The organism is Streptosporangium sp. NPDC002607, assembly GCF_053592655.1.
Genome location: NZ_JBSFWD010000018.1, coordinates 111,221 through 126,657, shown reverse-complemented (window position 1 = coordinate 126,657; position 15,437 = coordinate 111,221). Strand labels below are relative to the sequence as shown.

The following is a 15,437-nucleotide window of genomic DNA, read 5'->3' as shown; positions in this document are numbered from 1 at the left end:
GTTTCCGCAACCCCCGTGAGGCGCCATGACAACGCCAGCAGGATGGCGGCGAGACGGCAATCTCCCCAACGAGCTGACCAGCTTCGTGGGGCGCACCAGGTTGCTCACCACGCTCAGGCAGCGGTTGAGCGAGCACCGCCTGGTCACGGTGACCGGCATCGGAGGGGTCGGCAAGTCACGCACCGCCCTGCGGATCGCGCATCTGATGCGCAGCCAGTTCAAGGACGGCGTCTGGTTCGCCGACCTGGCCCGCCTCCAGGACTCGGGGATGGTGCGCCACACGATCACCTCGGCCCTCGGGATCGCCGACCAGTCCGCCCGCTCGGCGGACGAGACGCTGATCGAGTGGCTGGGCGACCGCGAGATCCTCCTGATCATCGACACCTGCGAGCACCTGGTCGACGCGTGCGCCGCGCTCTTCGAGGACCTGCTCCGCAGCGCCAAGGGCCTGACCATCCTGGCGACCAGCCGCCAGTCGCTGAACGCCAAGGGCGAGCACACGGTCACCATCCCGCCGCTGACCGTCCCCGGCGACTCCCCGGGCGAGGACGTCTTCACCAACGAGGCGGTTCAGCTCTTCGTCGCGCGGGCCGGTGCGGTGGTGCCCAACTTCATGCTGGACGAGGGCAACATCGGCCCGGTGGCCGAACTCTGCCGCCGTCTCGACGGCATCCCGCTCGCCATCGAGCTGGCCGCGGTCCGGATGCGCGCGCTCTCCGTGGAGCAGATCCTCGGCCTGCTGGCCGACCGGTTCAGCCTGCTCGCGGGGGCCAGCCGCACCGCGCTGCCCAGGCACCAGACGCTGCGGGCCGCGATCGGCTGGAGCCACGAGCTGTGCGAGCCGGCCGAGCGGCTCCTGTGGGCACGGCTGTCGGTCTTCGCGGGAGACTTCGAGCTCGATGCCGCCCGCTACGTCTGCTCAGGGGACAGTCTCCCCTCAGAGGACATCATGGATCTCATCTCCAGCCTGGTGGAGAAGTCGATCCTGCTGAGCGACGGCACGCCGTCCGGGCACCGCTACCAGCTGATCGACACCCTGCGGCAGTACGGCGAGGAGTGGCTGGACAAGCTCGGTGAGCGCGACCGGATCAGGGAGAAGCACCGCGACTACTACCTGCAGCTGGCCTCAAGGAGCGAGGACGCCTGGTCGGGCGCCCGCCAGGTCTACTGGTACGTCAGGATGCGCCACGAGCACGACAACATCCGCGTCGCGCTCGACTACTGCCTGCGCACTCCCGGCGAGGTGCAGTCCGGGCTGAAGCTGCTGTCCTCCCTGTGGTTCATGTGGGTCGCCTGCGGGCTGGCCCGCGAGGGCAGGCTCTATCTGGAGAAGACCCTGGAGCTGGCTCGCCAGCCGAGCGCCGAGCGGTGCAAGGCGCTCTGGGTGCTGTCCTACATCAACAGCGCGCAGGGCAACATCAGCGGTGCCATCGAGGCCGCGGAACAGTGCAGCTCGGACGCCGTCAGGGTCGGCGACTCGGGCGCGGTCATCCTGGCCACCAAGATGCTCGGCACCGCCGCCTTCCTCCAGAACGACCTGCAGAAGGCGAGCGCGCTGCTGGGCGTGGCGATCGAGTTCCACAAGAGCGGGCGGGAGCTCAACCCGGGTCTGCTCCCCTCGATCGTCGAGCTGTCCATGGTGCTGCTCATCCAGAACGAGCCGGCCGAGGCCGAGGTGCTGCTGCGCGACTGCATCGCGGTCTGCACCCAGCGCGGCGAGCTGTGGCTGCGCTCGTACGCCATCTACGCGCTCGCCAGCGTGTGCCAGGCGATGGGCCGTTCGCCCGAGGCCACGTCGAACGCCCGTGAGGCGCTCCGCCTCAAACGCTACTTCCACGACGTGCTCGGCATCGGCCTGGCGATCGAGGTGGTCGCCAGGCAGGCGCTGGAGGACGGCCAGCCGGTGCTCGCCTCCCTGCTGATGGGCGGCGGTCAGGCCAACTGGCGGACCTTCGGGATGCCACAGATGGGCTCCCCGTTCTTCAACTCCGAGCACGACCGCTGCGTCAAGGAGTGCCGGCGCGTCCTCGGCGACGAGGCACACGAGGAGGCCTTCTCCCGGGGCAGGAAGCTGAACCTGGAGGAGCTGATCGTCCTCGCGCTCGGAGACCACGAGGACGGTCAGGTGCTCTCCGAGTGAGTCACCCGGCGGACTCTCCCCCCTGCTGCCAGGCCGTCGTGTAGCGGGAGCTGGTCAGCGAGTAGTCGACGCTGCCGCTGATCCAGAACTCCAGGCCGCGCACGTAGGCGAGCACCGCCTCGGAGCCGAGCGCCTCAAGGGAGGGGCGCAGCGCCACCATGTCGGCGATGGCCTGGTTGCGCATGGCGCCGATCGCCTCCATCGCCTGCTGCCGGGAGTAGCCCCGGTGCCTGGCGAGCACGCTTACCAGGTTGTTGCGGGAGTTGACGCCCTCGCTCTCCTTGGCGTAGGAGATGAGGTCGTTGTCCCAGACCACGACGTCGTTGGCGCTCTCGGTGATCGCCTTGACGTCGGGGTGGCGCCACTCCTCGGGGGTGAGGGCGCGTCCGCTCGCGACGTCGATGAGGGCGAAGACCGTGAGCATGGCGCCGGTGCGCCGCCGCATGAAGAGGTAGTCGTCCACCTGCGGAACCACGTCGGCCTCGCAGTTGGCGGCCTCCCACACCTGGGCGAATAGGTAGTCCTTGGTAACGGAGCACCAGCGGTCGAGCTGGTCGTCGTCTCCGTACCTGGCGATCCTGCCCTTGATCTCCAGGAGCGTCCTGGCGAAGACGTCGTCGACCTCCTGCCCGGCCTCCAGGTCGTCGAGGACGGTGAACAGCCGGGGCAGGGCGCGGGTTATCTCGCCTGCGCCGCGGCCCGACTCGCAGAAGGCGTCGTCGAAGGCGAACAGCCACACGCACCAGTCGGTCACCAGGCGGAGCGTGTGGTGCTCGGCGTAGGGGTACGTACGGGCCCCCAGCCAGCCGTACTTCGCCCGCCGATAGCGCTCCACGGTCTCGGCATCATCCAGGATGCCCGTGTCCACCAGCCAGTCGAGGGTCTCGGCGTTGACCCTTTCGACATGGGGGCTGACCTCGCTGGGAAAGGGGCAGGGTAACGGGGGGACGCGAAGTGGTAGGCCTGACCTACGCGTAGTAGTAGTTCCCACTCCTCCAGGATGGCCGAAGGGCGATAGTTTTCCTATACATCGGTAAACACCTGGATATCGCAATTTTCAGGTTAATGCCCGGACCATTTCCGGTATTCGTCCTGGCCGAACCTCCGGGCCGCGTCCGTCGCCGAGGGAGTTCCGGCATCCGGGTCGGCACCGGCCGGCAGGAGCATCCTGATCACGTCGGGCTCCTTCTCGAAGACCGCACCCGCCGGCGGCGTCTGTTCCCGGTCGTCGGCCCTGCCCGGGTCGGCGCCCAGCGAGGCGGGTGCCCGGACCGTTTCGGCGTGGCCGTGTCAGGCGGCGAGCATCAGCAGCGTGTCACCCTTGTCGTTGGTGAGGTTGGCCGGCACCCCGGCCTCGGCATAGGCACGGAGCGTCTCCGTCTCACCGGCTCTCGCCAGGTCGAACAGACGGGTTGCGAACTCCTCAAGCTCAGGGTCAGGCTGCATGTGACCCATTGTGCCCCGATAGGGTGCCTGTGACCGCCGAGGGCATCCGGAATTCAGCGGCCCCCCCGTGGGTTGAGCTGAAGAGACGATCGACGAAAGGCTGGAAAACGGTGTTCGACCCGACGGATCTCTACCGGCTCAGCGGAGACGTCCCTGAGCTGACCGATCCGGTGCTGCTCTACCACTTCGACGGGTTCGTGGACGCCGGTGGCGCCGGACGGCTCGCCATCACCCATCTGCTCGACGAGCTGGAGCACCGGGTCGTGGCGACCTTTGACGTGGACCGCCTGCTCGACTACCGCTCCCGGCGGCCCACCATGACCTTCGACAGTGACCGCTGGGTGTCCGTGGAGAGCCCCGAGATCACGCTGCGCCTCGTCCAGGACAGCACGGACACACCGTTCCTGCTGCTCAGCGGCCCCGAGCCGGACCGCGAGTGGGAACTGTTCACCTCTGCCGTCGAAACGCTGGTCACCCGGCTGGGTGTCGGCAGGCTGGTGACCTTCCATGGCATCCCGATGGCCGTCCCGCACACCCGCCCGCTGGGCGTCACCGGACACGCCAGCCGGCCCGAGCTCGTCGCCGGTCAGACCAGTGCCTTCGGCAAGGTCCAGGTGCCCGGCAGCGCGACCGCGCTGATCGAGTTCCGGCTCGGCGCCAAGGGGCACGACGCCCTCGGCTACGCCGTGCACGTTCCGCACTACCTGGCGCAGGCCGAATACCCCTCGGCCGCGGTGACCGCGCTGGAGGCGGTCACCAAGAACACCGGGCTGGTGTTCCCGCTGGACGGCCTGCGCGAGGCCGCCGGGAAGACCGACGCCGAGATCGCCGAGCAGATCGAGGCCTCCCAGGAGCTGTCCACCGCCATCACCGGCCTGGAACAGCAGTACGACGCGTTCGCCGCGGGCTCCGAGCGCGAGAGCCTGATGGCCGAGTCCACGGAGATGCCGACCGGCGACGAGCTCGCCGCCCAGTTCGAGGCGTTCCTGGCCGAACGCGACGAGCATCGCGGTGACTGAGCTGCGCGTCGGCCTCGTCGGGTACGGGGTGGCGGGGGCGTTCTTCCATGCCCCGCTGATCACCGCGACCCCCGGCATGCGGCTGTCCGCGGTGGTCACCGGTGATCCCGGCCGGGCCGCCGAGGCCTCGGGGAAGTACGGCGCGCGGGTGGTCGGCGACGCCGCCGCCCTGTGGGACGGCGCCGACCCGGTCGACCTGGTCGTGATCGCCTCCCCCAACCGCACCCACGTTCCGCTGGCGGAGGCCGCCCTGAAGGCGGGCCTGCCGGTCGTGGTGGACAAGCCGCTGGCCGCGACCGCCGGACAGGCGCGCGGCCTGGTGGAGCTGGCGCGTGCGAGGGGCCTGATGTTGACCGTGTTCCAGAACCGGCGCTGGGACGGCGACTTCCTGACGCTCGGACGGCTGATCTCGGCGGGCGAGCTCGGCGAGATCACCCGGCTGGAGTCGCGCTTCGAGCGCTGGCGACCGGTGCCGAAGGGCGGCTGGCGCGAGACGGGCGGCACCGACGAGGTCGCCGGACTGCTCTACGACCTCGGCAGCCACCTGGCCGACCAGGTTCTGCGCCTGCTCGGCCCGGTCGTCGACGTCTACGCCGAGTCGGACGTGCGGCGCCCGGGGGTGAACGCCGACGACGACACCTTCATCGCCCTCTCCCACTCGAGCGGGGCCCGTTCCCACCTGTGGGCCGGCGCGGTCGCCCCCCGGCTCGGCCCCCGCTTCCGGGTGCTCGGCTCGCGGGCGGGCTACCTGAAGTACGGGCTGGACGTGCAGGAGGAGCAGTTGCGCGCCGGTCTCACCCCCGCCTCTCCCGGCTTCGGTACGGAGCCTCCGGAGCGGTGGGGCACCCTCGGCACCGACGACGACAACCGCGTCGTCCCCACCGAACCCGGCGCCTACGCCGGGTTCTACCGGGCCGTGGCCGCCAGTCTGCGCCAGGGCGCTCCACCACCGGTCGACCCCGAGGAGGTCGTCGAGGCTCTCACCGTGCTGGAGGCGGCCCGGCGCTCGGCCGCCGAGCGCCGGGTCGTCACCCTCTGACGACCTGACGACGCACCACCCTCAAGGCGGTCGCGTCCGGGTGCCGCGCCTCCGTACTGGAAGCGCGGGCCGGTCGCGCGACCTGACAAGGGTCCTCAGTCGCGCAGGCGGGCGCGGAGGAGACCGGAGTCGCTATCGCTCCAGCCGTGCGAGGCGAGCCATTCGAGCGGGCCGCCGAAACGGTTGTCCAGGACGTGCAGGAACTGCTCGATGTACTCGGGCCTCGGACGGTGGTCGTCGGCCGGGCGGTTGTCGAGGTCGTCGCGATAGGTGGCGCTGGAACGCAGCCGGGCCAGGATGCCCTCCAGGCGGTCACCCGTGGCGATGTAGTCGGCGACGATCGCCTCACGGGTGGCACCGGCGACCTCCAGCGCGAGGGCGCTGACGACACCGGTGCGGTCCTTGCCCGCCGCGCAGTGCACGAGGGCCGCGCCGTCGTCGCGAGCCATCGCGCGCAGGGCCGCCAGGACCGAGTCGGGACGGTCGCGGAGGTAGGCGTAGTAGTAGCCGGTCACCCGCAACTCGGCGAGGTCCTCCTCGTCCCGCGCCGTCCAGGGCAGCACCCGGTCGCCCTCGATGGTGTCGGCCTCGACATCGGTGTACCTGCCGCCCTCGGCGAACAGGGTGAGGTGGTGGATGCTCACCTCCGGCACCCCGGTGAGCGGCCCCGGCCCCTCCAGGCGCACCTCGGGACCCGAGCGCAGGTCGACGACGTTGCGGAGCTTCAGGTCGGCGACGAGCAGCTGAATGTCCCGCTCGGTCAGCCCCTGCAGGTTGTCGGCCCGGTAGATGCGGCCGAAGCGTGTGGTCCCGCCGTCCACCGTGGCGAGCCCGCCGAGGTCGCGTACGTTGACGGCACCTTCAAGATCAATCCAACGCGTGAAGTCGTTCATCGCCGCCAAGTTTATACGCCCCTTTACGTATGGCCAGTTAACACATAGGACCTATTTCCGTAATTGCCGATGTCCATGTACCGCGTCCGTAAATGCACCGCATTTTTCTCCATGAGGAAGAGTGAAGGTGCCCGCCCGTGTCCCGACGCAAGGAGATCGCGTGGATCCGAGGAGACGCGCCCCGCATCTGCTGATCGATCCGGCTCTGCCCGAATCGATCTCCTCGGTCCTGCGCGCCGGCCCGCAGGCGCTGCGCGCGGCCCGGCTGGGACAGGTCCCCCGGTCCTGGATACCCGATCCCGTCAAGGCGCTCGCGATCGCCGGGCTCATGCTGCTCATGATGTGGCTGAGCAGCACGGGAGGCTTCCTCGCCGCCCTCATCCTGATCTTCATCACCGCGCTGCGCAGCCTGAGCGACGACCCCCGGAGCCTGCGCGAGCGGCGGCGCGTCCGGCTGGCCGTGGAGCACGGCGACCGGTTCGTCCTGCCCGAGGACCTCGACGCCGACTGCGGCGACCTGCTCCGCCGCGCGCAGGACGCCACCAAGACGGTGCTCGACTCCCGGATCAACCGGGCAGGGCTGCTCGACACGATCGACAACGCGGTGACACTGCCCGCGCAGACCTGGCAGATCGCCACGAAACTGGTGCGGTTGTCGAAGCTGAGGGCCGAGCACCGCCGCCTCGTACCGGACGCGCCCCCACCGGAGGTGGCCGAGGCGTTCACCCCCTATGTCGGGGCGCTGAAGGCCGCCGAGAGCTCGCTGACCAGGCGGATCCGCGCGCTGGAGGAGTACGCCGGGCAGGTCCGCAAGGCCGACGGCCTCTACCTCGCCCACCGGCAGCTTCAGGTGCTCGCCGAACGGACCCCGCAGTACGAGGCGCTGGTCGCCGAGACGGCGGAGGACGCGCTGGCCGTCCCCGACCTGGAACGCCTGACCGAGCAGGCCCGGCAGATCAGGGAGTTGTTCCACAAGAGCATCGACGAGGCCCGCGGCGCCGCCAGGCACCTGCTGACGACCGCCGACCCCTGAGGCCCCTGGCCGCGCTCTCGGCCAGGCGTGAAGGGGGACGCTCAGCCCTCCGCACGGCGCAGGAGTTCCAGGGTGCGGCCCATCCCCGCCTGGTTGCCGAGGCTGCGGTAGATGTCCTGGGCCTGGCGCAGGGCGTCCACCGCGGCCTGCCGCTCACCCGCCTCCAGATACGCCTCCCCCAGGTAGCGCAGGCTCCTGGCCATCCACCAGCGGTCACCCAGCTCCTCGAAGTCGCGCACCGCCCGCAGCAGCGACTCCTGCGCCTCTCGCGTGCGGCCGAGCCGCCCGTGGGCGCGTCCCGCCGACAGCTCGGCCCTGGCGACGCCCCACGAGTCGCCGAGCGCGGTCAGCATCTCGGTGGCCCGGCGCACGTAGGTGAGCTCGCGGAGCGCGTTGGCCGGGTTGCCGACCTCCCCTGCCGCGCGCAGGCACCTGGCCTCCTCCCACAGCTCGCCGCGGAGCCGGAACATCTCGGCCGCCCGGTCCAGGCTGAAACCGGCCCTGGCGAATGCCTCCTCGGCAGCGCGGCTGTCACCGGCGGCGTGCGATCCCCTGGCCGTCACACCGAGCACCTCCCCGTAGGCGCGCAGCGTCTGCGCCTCCGAGTAGCGGTTTCGGTCGCGCTCGAACACCTCCAGGGCCTCCTCCAGCAGTTCGCGCGCCTCCTCGGGCCTGCGCTGGGCAAGCCTGAGCTCCGCGAGGTTGCGCCGGGTCCTGGCCGTCCACCAGCGGTCCTCCTCGCCCTTGAAGGCGGTGACCGCGCCGATCAGGTAGCCCTGTCCCCGGTCCAGGTTGCCGTTGTTGAACAGGGTCATGCCGACCGTGCGCATCGCCCGCGCCGCCCACCAGGACTCGCCGAGGTCGGTGAAGATCTCCAGAGCCCGTTCGGCGTCCGCCGCGGCGCTGTGGTGGCCGCCCTGGCCGCCCGCCACCGCCGCCCGGTCCAGCAGCGCGATGCCCAGCGCCCGCCGGTCGTCCATCCGCTCCGCGGCCTCGCACAGGATCTCGGCGACCGCCCGCCAATCGGACCAGTAGGCCCGCAGCGAGTGGCAGAGCGAGCAGAAGGCCCGGCCGAGCCCCCAGGCCAGCTCCCACATCTCCATGCTCCTGGCCTGGCCGATCACGGCGACCAGGGTCAGCCGCTCGGCGTTGAGCCAGTCGGCCGCCGAGACCTGGGCCTGCGTCACCGCTCCCGGCCCGGCGGGCCTGACCCTGCGGCCCCAGTCCTGTGGCCAGCGGGCCACGGCCGCCGCCTCCGCGCGGCGGCGGTAGCCGGACAGGACCCGCTCGATGGCGGCCCGGCGGTGACCGTCGTCATCGTCGGAGAACGCCAGCTCACGGGCGAAGATCCTGACGAGGTCGTGCAGCCGGTAGCGCATCACCCCGGAGAGGTCGGTACCCGAGCACTCGGCGAGCTGGGCGTCGATGAGCGCCTCCAGCTGGTCGGCGCCCTCGGGTTCCGAGGTGGCGAGCAGCTCCCCCGCCACCCAGCCGGGCACATCGGGAGCGCTCAGCAGGCTGAGCAGGCGCAGCAGGCGGCGCTGCAGGCCGGTGCAGTCGTCGTGGCTCAGCTGGAGGGAGGCCCGCACGCTCTTGTCCAGCCTGCGGGCGATCTCAAGCTGGTCCAGGCGGCGGCGCTCGTCCCGCAGCCGGTCGGCGAGCCGGCGCAGCGTCCAGTTCTCCCGGGTGGCCAGGCGTCCGCCGCAGATGCTGATGGCCAGCGGCAGGTGGTCGCACATCCGTACGATCTCCTGGGCCGACTCCAGGTCGGCGGCGACCCGGTCGTCCCCGGCCAGCCGGGCCAGCAGCTCGACGCCCTGCGCCTCGCTGAACACCGACAGCCGCTTGTCGTAGGTGTTGAGCAGGAACAGCGGCTGCCTGGAGGTGATCAGGACCGCGCACCCGGGCTCGGCCGGGATCAGGTCCTTGACCTGGTCGCCGTCGTGGGCGTTGTCCAGGCAGATGAGGATGCGCCTGCCCTTGGTCCAGGTCAGCCAGAGCGTGCGGAGCTCGGCGAGACCTCCGGGGTCGGTGGTGAGCCGGACGCCGAGCGCGCGCAGGAAACCGGTCAGCACCTCCTCCGGACCGACCGGAGCCTCCACCTCGCCGCGCAGGTCCGCGTAGAGGCGGCCGTCGGGAAAGCTCCCGGCGATCTCGTGGCCGAACCTGGCGGTGAGCACGGACTTGCCCACCCCGCCCCTGCCGTACACCGAGACGACCAGCGGCGAGGCGTTCTCCGCGTGGTCCCTGGAGCGGCGGCGCGCGGTGAAGACCTCGCGCAGCTCGGCCAGCGACTCGGTACGGCCGGTGAAGTGCGCGGAGACCGGCGGCCACTGGTCCGGCGGGCGCCACGGCGCCGTGGCGGCCGCGCCCTGCTCCTCGGACCGCCTGCCGGTCGTCGCCCAGGTGAGCAGTCCGACCAGGAGGCCGGCGACCGCGGTGGCGCCCACCTTGGCCTCGGTGGGCAGCTCCCACACGTCCAGCGAGGTCGCCAGGACGCTGGCCACGGCCGCGGCGATCCCCGCCACCGCGGGCGCCGCCAGCGGGATCCGGCGTCTCGGCGGTCTGGAGCCACGCCGATCAGGCACGTTCGACGGACCGGCCATTCACACCCCTCGTAGGAAGAGCACGACACGCCCTGCGAATGACCGTCCGGTGGCCGGGTGACCCGGCCACCGGACGATCAGCTCCATTCTCCACGAGGAACGCTCCGCGCGCGCTCGCTCCGAACACCTTCCGCGTCACCCCCGCCGAGGGTGACGCGGTCCGGGCCTCAGCGCCCCAGCGCCTGACAGGTCGCCTTGGCGGTCTTGGTGGGATCGCTCTCCGAGGTGGCGGTCAGGGTCACCTTCGCGAGGTGGCTGCCGCCCGCCGCCCGCAGGGCGTTGACGGCGACCAGCGTGCTCTTGCCCGAGCCCGCGGTCGCGAGCTCGTTGGGCAGCGAGGCGGTCCAGCCTCGGCCCTCGACCTTCACCGACAGCCGGTAGACGTCGCTCTTGAGATAGGCGCTCACATCCTCGGGGTGCTGCCCGGCGGCCTGGGCGGCCCTGCCGGTGTTGAACAGCGGGAAGCGGCAGGTGGAAAGGCCGTCGCCGGACGGGAGGGCGACGGACGGGAGCACCTTCACCCCGCGCTTGTTCGGGCCGGCGCCGTCCAGTGAGCGGATCGCCACCGTGTAGGAGAGCACGCCCTTGCGGTCGCGCTTGAGATCCAGGACGTAGAAGTGGAGCCGGTTGGCCTCGTCCACGTACTCGAACTCGGAGCCCGAGCCGGTGCCCGCGTGGAACAGGGCGTCCGACAACTGGCGGTAGTCGCCGATCGTGATGGGCACGGCGGTGCCGTCCGGCAGGACGTAGTCGGTCATGCCGATGTCCTGCGGGTTGGCGTCGATCACCCACTCGAAGGGCGCCTGGTCGGCGTTCTTGGTCTTGGCCAGCAGCACCCCCGAGTCGGGCGTGAAGGAGTCGGCGCCCATCCTGTCCACGACCTCGAGCGTGTAGTTGTGGTATCCGCCGCCGTCGCAGAACGGGTCGGTGCGCACGTCGCAGGCCGGGCTGCGGTCGCCGTCACCGAAGGCGATGTTGACCCCGGACAGACCGGCCGGTCCCGGCTGGACCACCCGGGCGGTCACCTCCGCCACGACGACCCCGGACTCGGCCAGCGCCTCACGGGACAGGCGCAGCACGTTGTTCTCGTCCACCATCTCAAGCTTGATCTTGTTGCGGAGCATGTGCTGGGCGCCCATGGAGCCGCCCGAGGTGGGCGGGATCAGCCAGCGGCTGTGCGGGCCACCCGGGCCGTTGAAGCTGCCCCGGCTGAGCATCTCCCAGATCCCGGTGTACGCCCGGCGCGGCGGTACCCCGAACGGGTTGTTGTAGTTGTCGCCGATGCCGAGAATGTGGCTGAGCTCGTGGGCGTAGACGCCCTGCCCCGAGCTCTCCGCCTGGGTGGAGGACCCGCCCCCGGCGTTGGGCCAGATGGAGGCGGCCGAGGCCCAGGACGTCCACTCCACGTAGCGGGTCCTGGCCCAGTTGGGCAGGGCCGGGTCGGGCGGGCCGAAGTCGTCGGTCACCGCCTCCTTGGTGGGGAACTTGATCGGGCCGAACTCCTGCCAGGTGGCCGACTCGTCCTGTCCCGCGCTCAGGTAGAAGACGAAGTCGAAGCCCGCCGGAACCTCCTGGCCGACGTCGCCGATCCACGCCGCCCGCGCGTCGGTCCTGATGTTGCGGTTGCAGGCGTCACCGGCCGGGCAGGCGGTGCCTCCCTGGAACTCCATGGCGTACTCGTGTGACTTGCCCGGCATCTGGTAGGGGCCGAACTCGGTCAGCTCCACGCCGTAACGACCCCCGGAGTCCTCCATCCAGTACTCGTGGATGGTGTGGCCCCGGTTGAGGTCGTTGGGGGTGTTGAGGAAGTCCCGGTAGAAGCCGGCGACCTGGTCGCGGGGAATGTCGTGGGCCTCGGCGCTGGGGTTCCTGAAGACCGTCGAGCCCTTGGGCTGGGTGACCACGAACGGCTGGTTGGGATAGTCGGCCAGGACGAGCGCGCCGCGGAAGGTGCGCTTGGAACCCTTGACCGCGGGGTCGGCCCAGTTGGTGCCGGGGGGTTTGCGGTAGTCGGCCCACGTCATGTGGTCCGGGTTCTTCCAGTTCTGCGGGTCGATCGGTGCCGGGGTGCCGGGCTCGGCGCGCCGCGCGGCCGAGGCCTCGGGGGCGTCCTGCTGCCAGGGCTGGGTCTGGGGCCAGTGTTCCAGGCGCCAGGGGTGCTCCGGGTCCGGGGCGGGGTCGGCGGAGGCGGGCAGGGAGGCGAGACCGATAGGGATCAGCACAACTGCGGCGATCAGCACTTTAAGCAACTTGGGGGGACGAGTCACGCTAAATGACGTTATAGATCACTTTCGGATAGATCAACAATCCGCTGTCAGGAAAAATTGATGAACGGCCGGCGACGACGCGTCCGAGCTCGGGCCGCCCGGATCCACGACCACATCGCCTCGCTGCCCGAGAGGTATGAGACGGCGAGCGCGGCCACCGCTTCTCCGGCGACGAGAAACAGCGCCTGGCCGTCGCCAGGACACTGCTGCGCGACCCGCCCGTACTGGTCCTCGACCGTCTGACATCGCCCCGCTGGGCGGGTGAGGATCGGTGTTCACGTCCCGCAGGCGCCCGGATCGGCGCCCGCGGCCCGTGAACCGGATCGCATTCGGGCGACGTCTACCAGGCATGAGCCGCTCAGTGATTGTCTTCGCCCTGTTCTCCGTGTTTCTGCCGCTCTCCGCCGGGTGCGGCCGGGAGCCCCTGCTGCCGCTGGACGGGATCGAGGGTGTACAGATCGTCGCGCGTTTGGACTTCAGTCCCGGATTCTGGGGAACGAGCCAGTTCAATGCGATCAGGCCGACAGACCTGCTCGTCTACAGCGACGGCCTGGTCGTCCGGGAGGCGAGGCAGTTCACTCGGCTCTCCCCCGCCGAGACCGAGAAGCTCGTCGGGCAGCTCGTCAGGGAACTGCCCGCTGAGGTAACGGACCTGCCCGATGAGACCACCATGCCGAGCGACTCTTCGACCCTGAACATGAGCGTCTACGTGGCCGGTGAGGGCATGCGCCGGATCTCCCTCTACGCGTACGGCTACGGCGCCTCCGAGATGCCGGAAAAGTACCCGAAAGGTATACACGACGCCTACGCGCGGCTGAACGGCATCACGACCGACATGCCGTACACCTCCGACCGTGTCCGTGTGGTGACCAAGGCATGGGATCCCTCCAAGGACACGAGCCTGCCCCATGACCAGGCCGTGGAACGGATCCTTGACTGGCCCAAGGACGCTCCGCGGCTCGACCCCGCCCCGGGCCTCGACGGGGTGCACGTGAACGACCTGTCCGGCAAGCAGGCTCTCGCGGCCGTCGCGCACCTGCCCCGCTACATCCTCAAGGACGGCACCTACGAGTGGCAGCGGCTGAACCATCCGACCAGGGGTGTGCTCATGACCAGCTGGCGCTACCTGGTTCTCGGGGAGTAGTCCCCCGCAAGCCGCCATGGCCTCCCTCTGTCCGCACGACCCCGGCGACCGCTGAGAGAATCACCCATATGAACAGCTCTTCGCAGACCTCGCAGCCGACCTTCCGCACCGCCACCGGCGCGGACGTCCTCCCTCTGGTCTCCCTGGTCGAGTCGGCCTACCGGGGCGAGTCGAGCCTGATCGGTTGGACGAGCGAGGCGAGTCTGCTGGGCGGGCAGCGGACGGACGCCCGGAGCGTGACCGCCGCGATGGAGAACCCGGACGGCCGCATGCTGGTCGCGGAGTCGGAGGGCGAGATCATCGCCTGCTGCCAGGTGGAGCGCAGGGGCGGGCACGCGTACTTCGGGATGTTCGCGGTACGCCCCACGCTGCAGGGCGGCGGCCTCGGCAAGACGGTCCTCGCCGAGGCCGAGCGTCTCGCCCGCGACGAGTGGGGGGTGGACGAGATGCACATGACGGTGATCTCGGCCCGCGAGGAACTACTGGCCTGGTACGTGCGCCGAGGCTACGTCCGCACCGGCGAGACGGCCCCGTTCCCCTACGGCGACGAGAGCTTCGGCCTGCCGACCAGGGACGACCTGGAGTTCGAGGTGCTGGTCAAGAAGTTCGGCTGAGTAGAAGGATCGTCCACCGGGACACCTGCCGTCGGGGAGGGCCGAGGAGGGGAGCACGCCGGCTTGGGAAACTCGACCGGGCGGCGGTGACGTCCGGCCTTCCGGATGTGAGTGACCGATGACGCCTCGGCGGGCCTTGCCCGGGACGGGCGGCTCGCGGCGGTAGCGTGGCAAGAGTGAGCAAGCCCTACCTCGACCCCGTCACCTGGTACGCCACCCTGCCCACCGTGTTCGCCTGCGCCTGCCTGCTGATCACCGACCCCGAGGACCGGGTGCTGCTGGTCAAACCCAACTACCGGCCGACCTGGGACTTCCCCGGCGGGGTCGTGGAAGAGGACGAGGCGCCCCACGCGTGCGCGAGGCGTGAGGCGACCGAGGAACTCGGCGTGCCCGTCGAGGTGGGTGACCTCCTCGTGGTCCATTGGAGTCCACCGTCGGGGGAACGCCCCCGCCCGCTGATCCACTTCGTGTTCGACGGCGGCGTGCTGAGCGATCCCGGCCAGATCAGCCCGGAAGCAGAGGAGCTTGACGAGGTGGCGTTCCTCCCGTGGCACACCGCCACCACCCTCCTTGGGGAGAACGCCGCCACCCGCCTGCTCACCGCCCGCCGCGCCCGGCACGAAGGACGTGCCGCCTACCTGTCGGACGAGTGACCGACGGACCGGACCTGGCGGGCCATCGTCGCGTTCAGGCCCCTCGCCTCAGCCCGAGGTGCCGGAGAAGTCGAACTCCCCGTCCTTGACGCCACCGACGAACGCCTCCCACTCGGCGCGGGTATAGACGATCACCTCACCATCAGGCCGATGACTGTGCCGCACCGCCACCCGCCCACTACCATCGGCCAACGGCCCGGCCTCCACGCAGTTTCCGCCGCCGTTCTCGCTCTTCGTGCTGATGCGCCAGGCCACACCGGCCAGGTCCTCGGGAGCAGGCATGCCATGCCCTTCCATCGGTTTCACCGCAACTTTTCTGCCGTAAGGGAATCTGTACGGCTTGTGCATACGGCTCAGGTGCCGGAGAAGTCGAATTCCCCGTCCTTGACGCCACCGACGAACGCCTCCCACTCCGCGCGGGTATAGACGATCACCTCACCATCAGGCCGATGACTGTGCCGCACCGCCACCCGCCCACTACCATCGGCCAACGGCCCGGCCTCCACGCAACTTCCGCCGCCGTTGTCGCTCTTCGTGCTGATGTGCCAGGCCACACCGGCCAGGTCCTCGGGAGCAGGCATGC

14 protein-coding genes are annotated in these 15,437 nt (G+C 70.3%); 7 read left to right on the top strand and 7 right to left on the bottom strand.

Annotated elements, in window-relative coordinates:
• Positions 1-25: 25 nt before the first annotated feature.
• A complete protein-coding gene (locus tag ACWD3H_RS21675) occupies positions 26-2,140 on the top strand; it encodes an ATP-binding protein (RefSeq protein ID WP_451956253.1) in 2,115 nt (704 codons plus the stop codon).
• A gap of 1 nt (position 2,141) precedes the next feature.
• Here ACWD3H_RS21675 and ACWD3H_RS21670 read toward each other — a convergent pair whose 3' ends face one another.
• Both ACWD3H_RS21670 and ACWD3H_RS21665 read right to left on the bottom strand, forming a co-directional pair.
• Positions 2,142-3,131, bottom strand: coding sequence for a 4-epi-cubebol synthase (locus ACWD3H_RS21670; protein ID WP_451956252.1), 990 nt, complete (start codon positions 3,129-3,131; stop codon positions 2,142-2,144).
• A gap of 299 nt (positions 3,132-3,430) precedes the next feature.
• Positions 3,431-3,586 (bottom strand): hypothetical protein, encoded by a 156-nt coding sequence (locus ACWD3H_RS21665; protein ID WP_355558299.1) that lies wholly within the window; start codon positions 3,584-3,586, stop codon positions 3,431-3,433.
• 110 nt (positions 3,587-3,696) lie between these two features.
• Here ACWD3H_RS21665 and ACWD3H_RS21660 point away from each other — a divergent pair, with 110 nt between their 5' ends.
• A complete protein-coding gene (locus ACWD3H_RS21660) occupies positions 3,697-4,605 on the top strand; it encodes a proteasome assembly chaperone family protein (RefSeq protein ID WP_350923598.1) in 909 nt (302 codons plus the stop codon).
• Positions 4,598-5,644 (top strand): Gfo/Idh/MocA family oxidoreductase, encoded by a 1,047-nt coding sequence (locus ACWD3H_RS21655; protein WP_451956251.1) that lies wholly within the window; start codon positions 4,598-4,600, stop codon positions 5,642-5,644. Before ACWD3H_RS21660 ends, ACWD3H_RS21655 begins: the two co-directional genes overlap by 8 nt.
• Positions 5,645-5,739: 95 nt before the next feature.
• On the opposite strand, the gene ACWD3H_RS21650 is transcribed toward ACWD3H_RS21655, so the two are convergent.
• Positions 5,740-6,537 (bottom strand): tyrosine-protein phosphatase, encoded by a 798-nt coding sequence (locus ACWD3H_RS21650; RefSeq protein ID WP_451956250.1) that lies wholly within the window; start codon positions 6,535-6,537, stop codon positions 5,740-5,742.
• Between the two features lie 160 nt (positions 6,538-6,697).
• Between ACWD3H_RS21650 and ACWD3H_RS21645 the strand changes: the two genes are divergently transcribed.
• The gene (locus tag ACWD3H_RS21645; RefSeq protein WP_451956249.1) at positions 6,698-7,570 is read left to right on the top strand and encodes a hypothetical protein; all 873 of its coding nucleotides are present in this window, start codon (positions 6,698-6,700) and stop codon (positions 7,568-7,570) included.
• Between the two features lie 41 nt (positions 7,571-7,611).
• Here ACWD3H_RS21645 and ACWD3H_RS21640 read toward each other — a convergent pair whose 3' ends face one another.
• Both ACWD3H_RS21640 and ACWD3H_RS21635 read right to left on the bottom strand, forming a co-directional pair.
• Positions 7,612-10,176 (bottom strand): tetratricopeptide repeat protein, encoded by a 2,565-nt coding sequence (locus ACWD3H_RS21640; RefSeq protein WP_451956248.1) that lies wholly within the window; start codon positions 10,174-10,176, stop codon positions 7,612-7,614.
• Positions 10,177-10,343: 167 nt separating this feature from the next.
• The gene (locus ACWD3H_RS21635; protein WP_451956247.1) at positions 10,344-12,443 is read right to left on the bottom strand and encodes a M6 family metalloprotease domain-containing protein; all 2,100 of its coding nucleotides are present in this window, start codon (positions 12,441-12,443) and stop codon (positions 10,344-10,346) included.
• Between the two features lie 349 nt (positions 12,444-12,792).
• On the opposite strand from ACWD3H_RS21635, the gene ACWD3H_RS21630 reads away from it, so the two are divergent.
• The 3 genes from ACWD3H_RS21630 to ACWD3H_RS21620 all read left to right on the top strand — a co-directional run bounded on the left by ACWD3H_RS21630 (position 12,793) and on the right by ACWD3H_RS21620 (position 14,854).
• On the top strand, positions 12,793-13,587 hold the full coding sequence (locus ACWD3H_RS21630) for a hypothetical protein (protein WP_451956246.1): 795 nt from the start codon (positions 12,793-12,795) through the stop codon (positions 13,585-13,587).
• A 68-nt stretch (positions 13,588-13,655) separates the two neighbouring features.
• Positions 13,656-14,201, top strand: coding sequence for a GNAT family N-acetyltransferase (locus ACWD3H_RS21625; RefSeq protein ID WP_451956245.1), 546 nt, complete (start codon positions 13,656-13,658; stop codon positions 14,199-14,201).
• Between the two features lie 176 nt (positions 14,202-14,377).
• Entirely contained in the window at positions 14,378-14,854 is a 477-nt protein-coding gene (locus ACWD3H_RS21620) for an NUDIX domain-containing protein (protein WP_451956244.1), read from the top strand.
• 48 nt (positions 14,855-14,902) lie between these two features.
• Here ACWD3H_RS21620 and ACWD3H_RS21615 read toward each other — a convergent pair whose 3' ends face one another.
• A complete protein-coding gene (locus tag ACWD3H_RS21615; protein ID WP_451956243.1) occupies positions 14,903-15,136 on the bottom strand; it encodes a DUF397 domain-containing protein in 234 nt (77 codons plus the stop codon).
• A gap of 71 nt (positions 15,137-15,207) precedes the next feature.
• Positions 15,208-15,435, bottom strand: a complete 228-nt coding sequence (locus ACWD3H_RS21610) for a DUF397 domain-containing protein (RefSeq protein ID WP_451956242.1) — start codon at positions 15,433-15,435, stop codon at positions 15,208-15,210.
• Between the last annotated feature and the right edge of the window lie 2 nt (positions 15,436-15,437).

Excerpts from the sequence above, each read along its gene's own strand:
- ACWD3H_RS21615 (WP_451956243.1), bottom strand. The coding sequence starts at position 15,136 with ATGCCTGCTCCCGAGGACCTGGCCGGTGTGGCCTGGCGCATCAGCACG.
- ACWD3H_RS21650 (WP_451956250.1), bottom strand. The coding sequence starts at position 6,537 with ATGAACGACTTCACGCGTTGGATTGATCTTGAAGGTGCCGTCAACGTA.
- ACWD3H_RS21665 (WP_355558299.1), bottom strand. The coding sequence starts at position 3,586 with ATGCAGCCTGACCCTGAGCTTGAGGAGTTCGCAACCCGTCTGTTCGAC.
- ACWD3H_RS21610 (WP_451956242.1), bottom strand. The coding sequence starts at position 15,435 with ATGCCTGCTCCCGAGGACCTGGCCGGTGTGGCCTGGCACATCAGCACG.
- ACWD3H_RS21675 (WP_451956253.1), top strand. The coding sequence starts at position 26 with ATGACAACGCCAGCAGGATGGCGGCGAGACGGCAATCTCCCCAACGAG.
- ACWD3H_RS21625 (WP_451956245.1), top strand. The coding sequence starts at position 13,656 with ATGAACAGCTCTTCGCAGACCTCGCAGCCGACCTTCCGCACCGCCACC.
- ACWD3H_RS21640 (WP_451956248.1), bottom strand. The coding sequence starts at position 10,176 with ATGGCCGGTCCGTCGAACGTGCCTGATCGGCGTGGCTCCAGACCGCCG.
- ACWD3H_RS21630 (WP_451956246.1), top strand. The coding sequence starts at position 12,793 with ATGAGCCGCTCAGTGATTGTCTTCGCCCTGTTCTCCGTGTTTCTGCCG.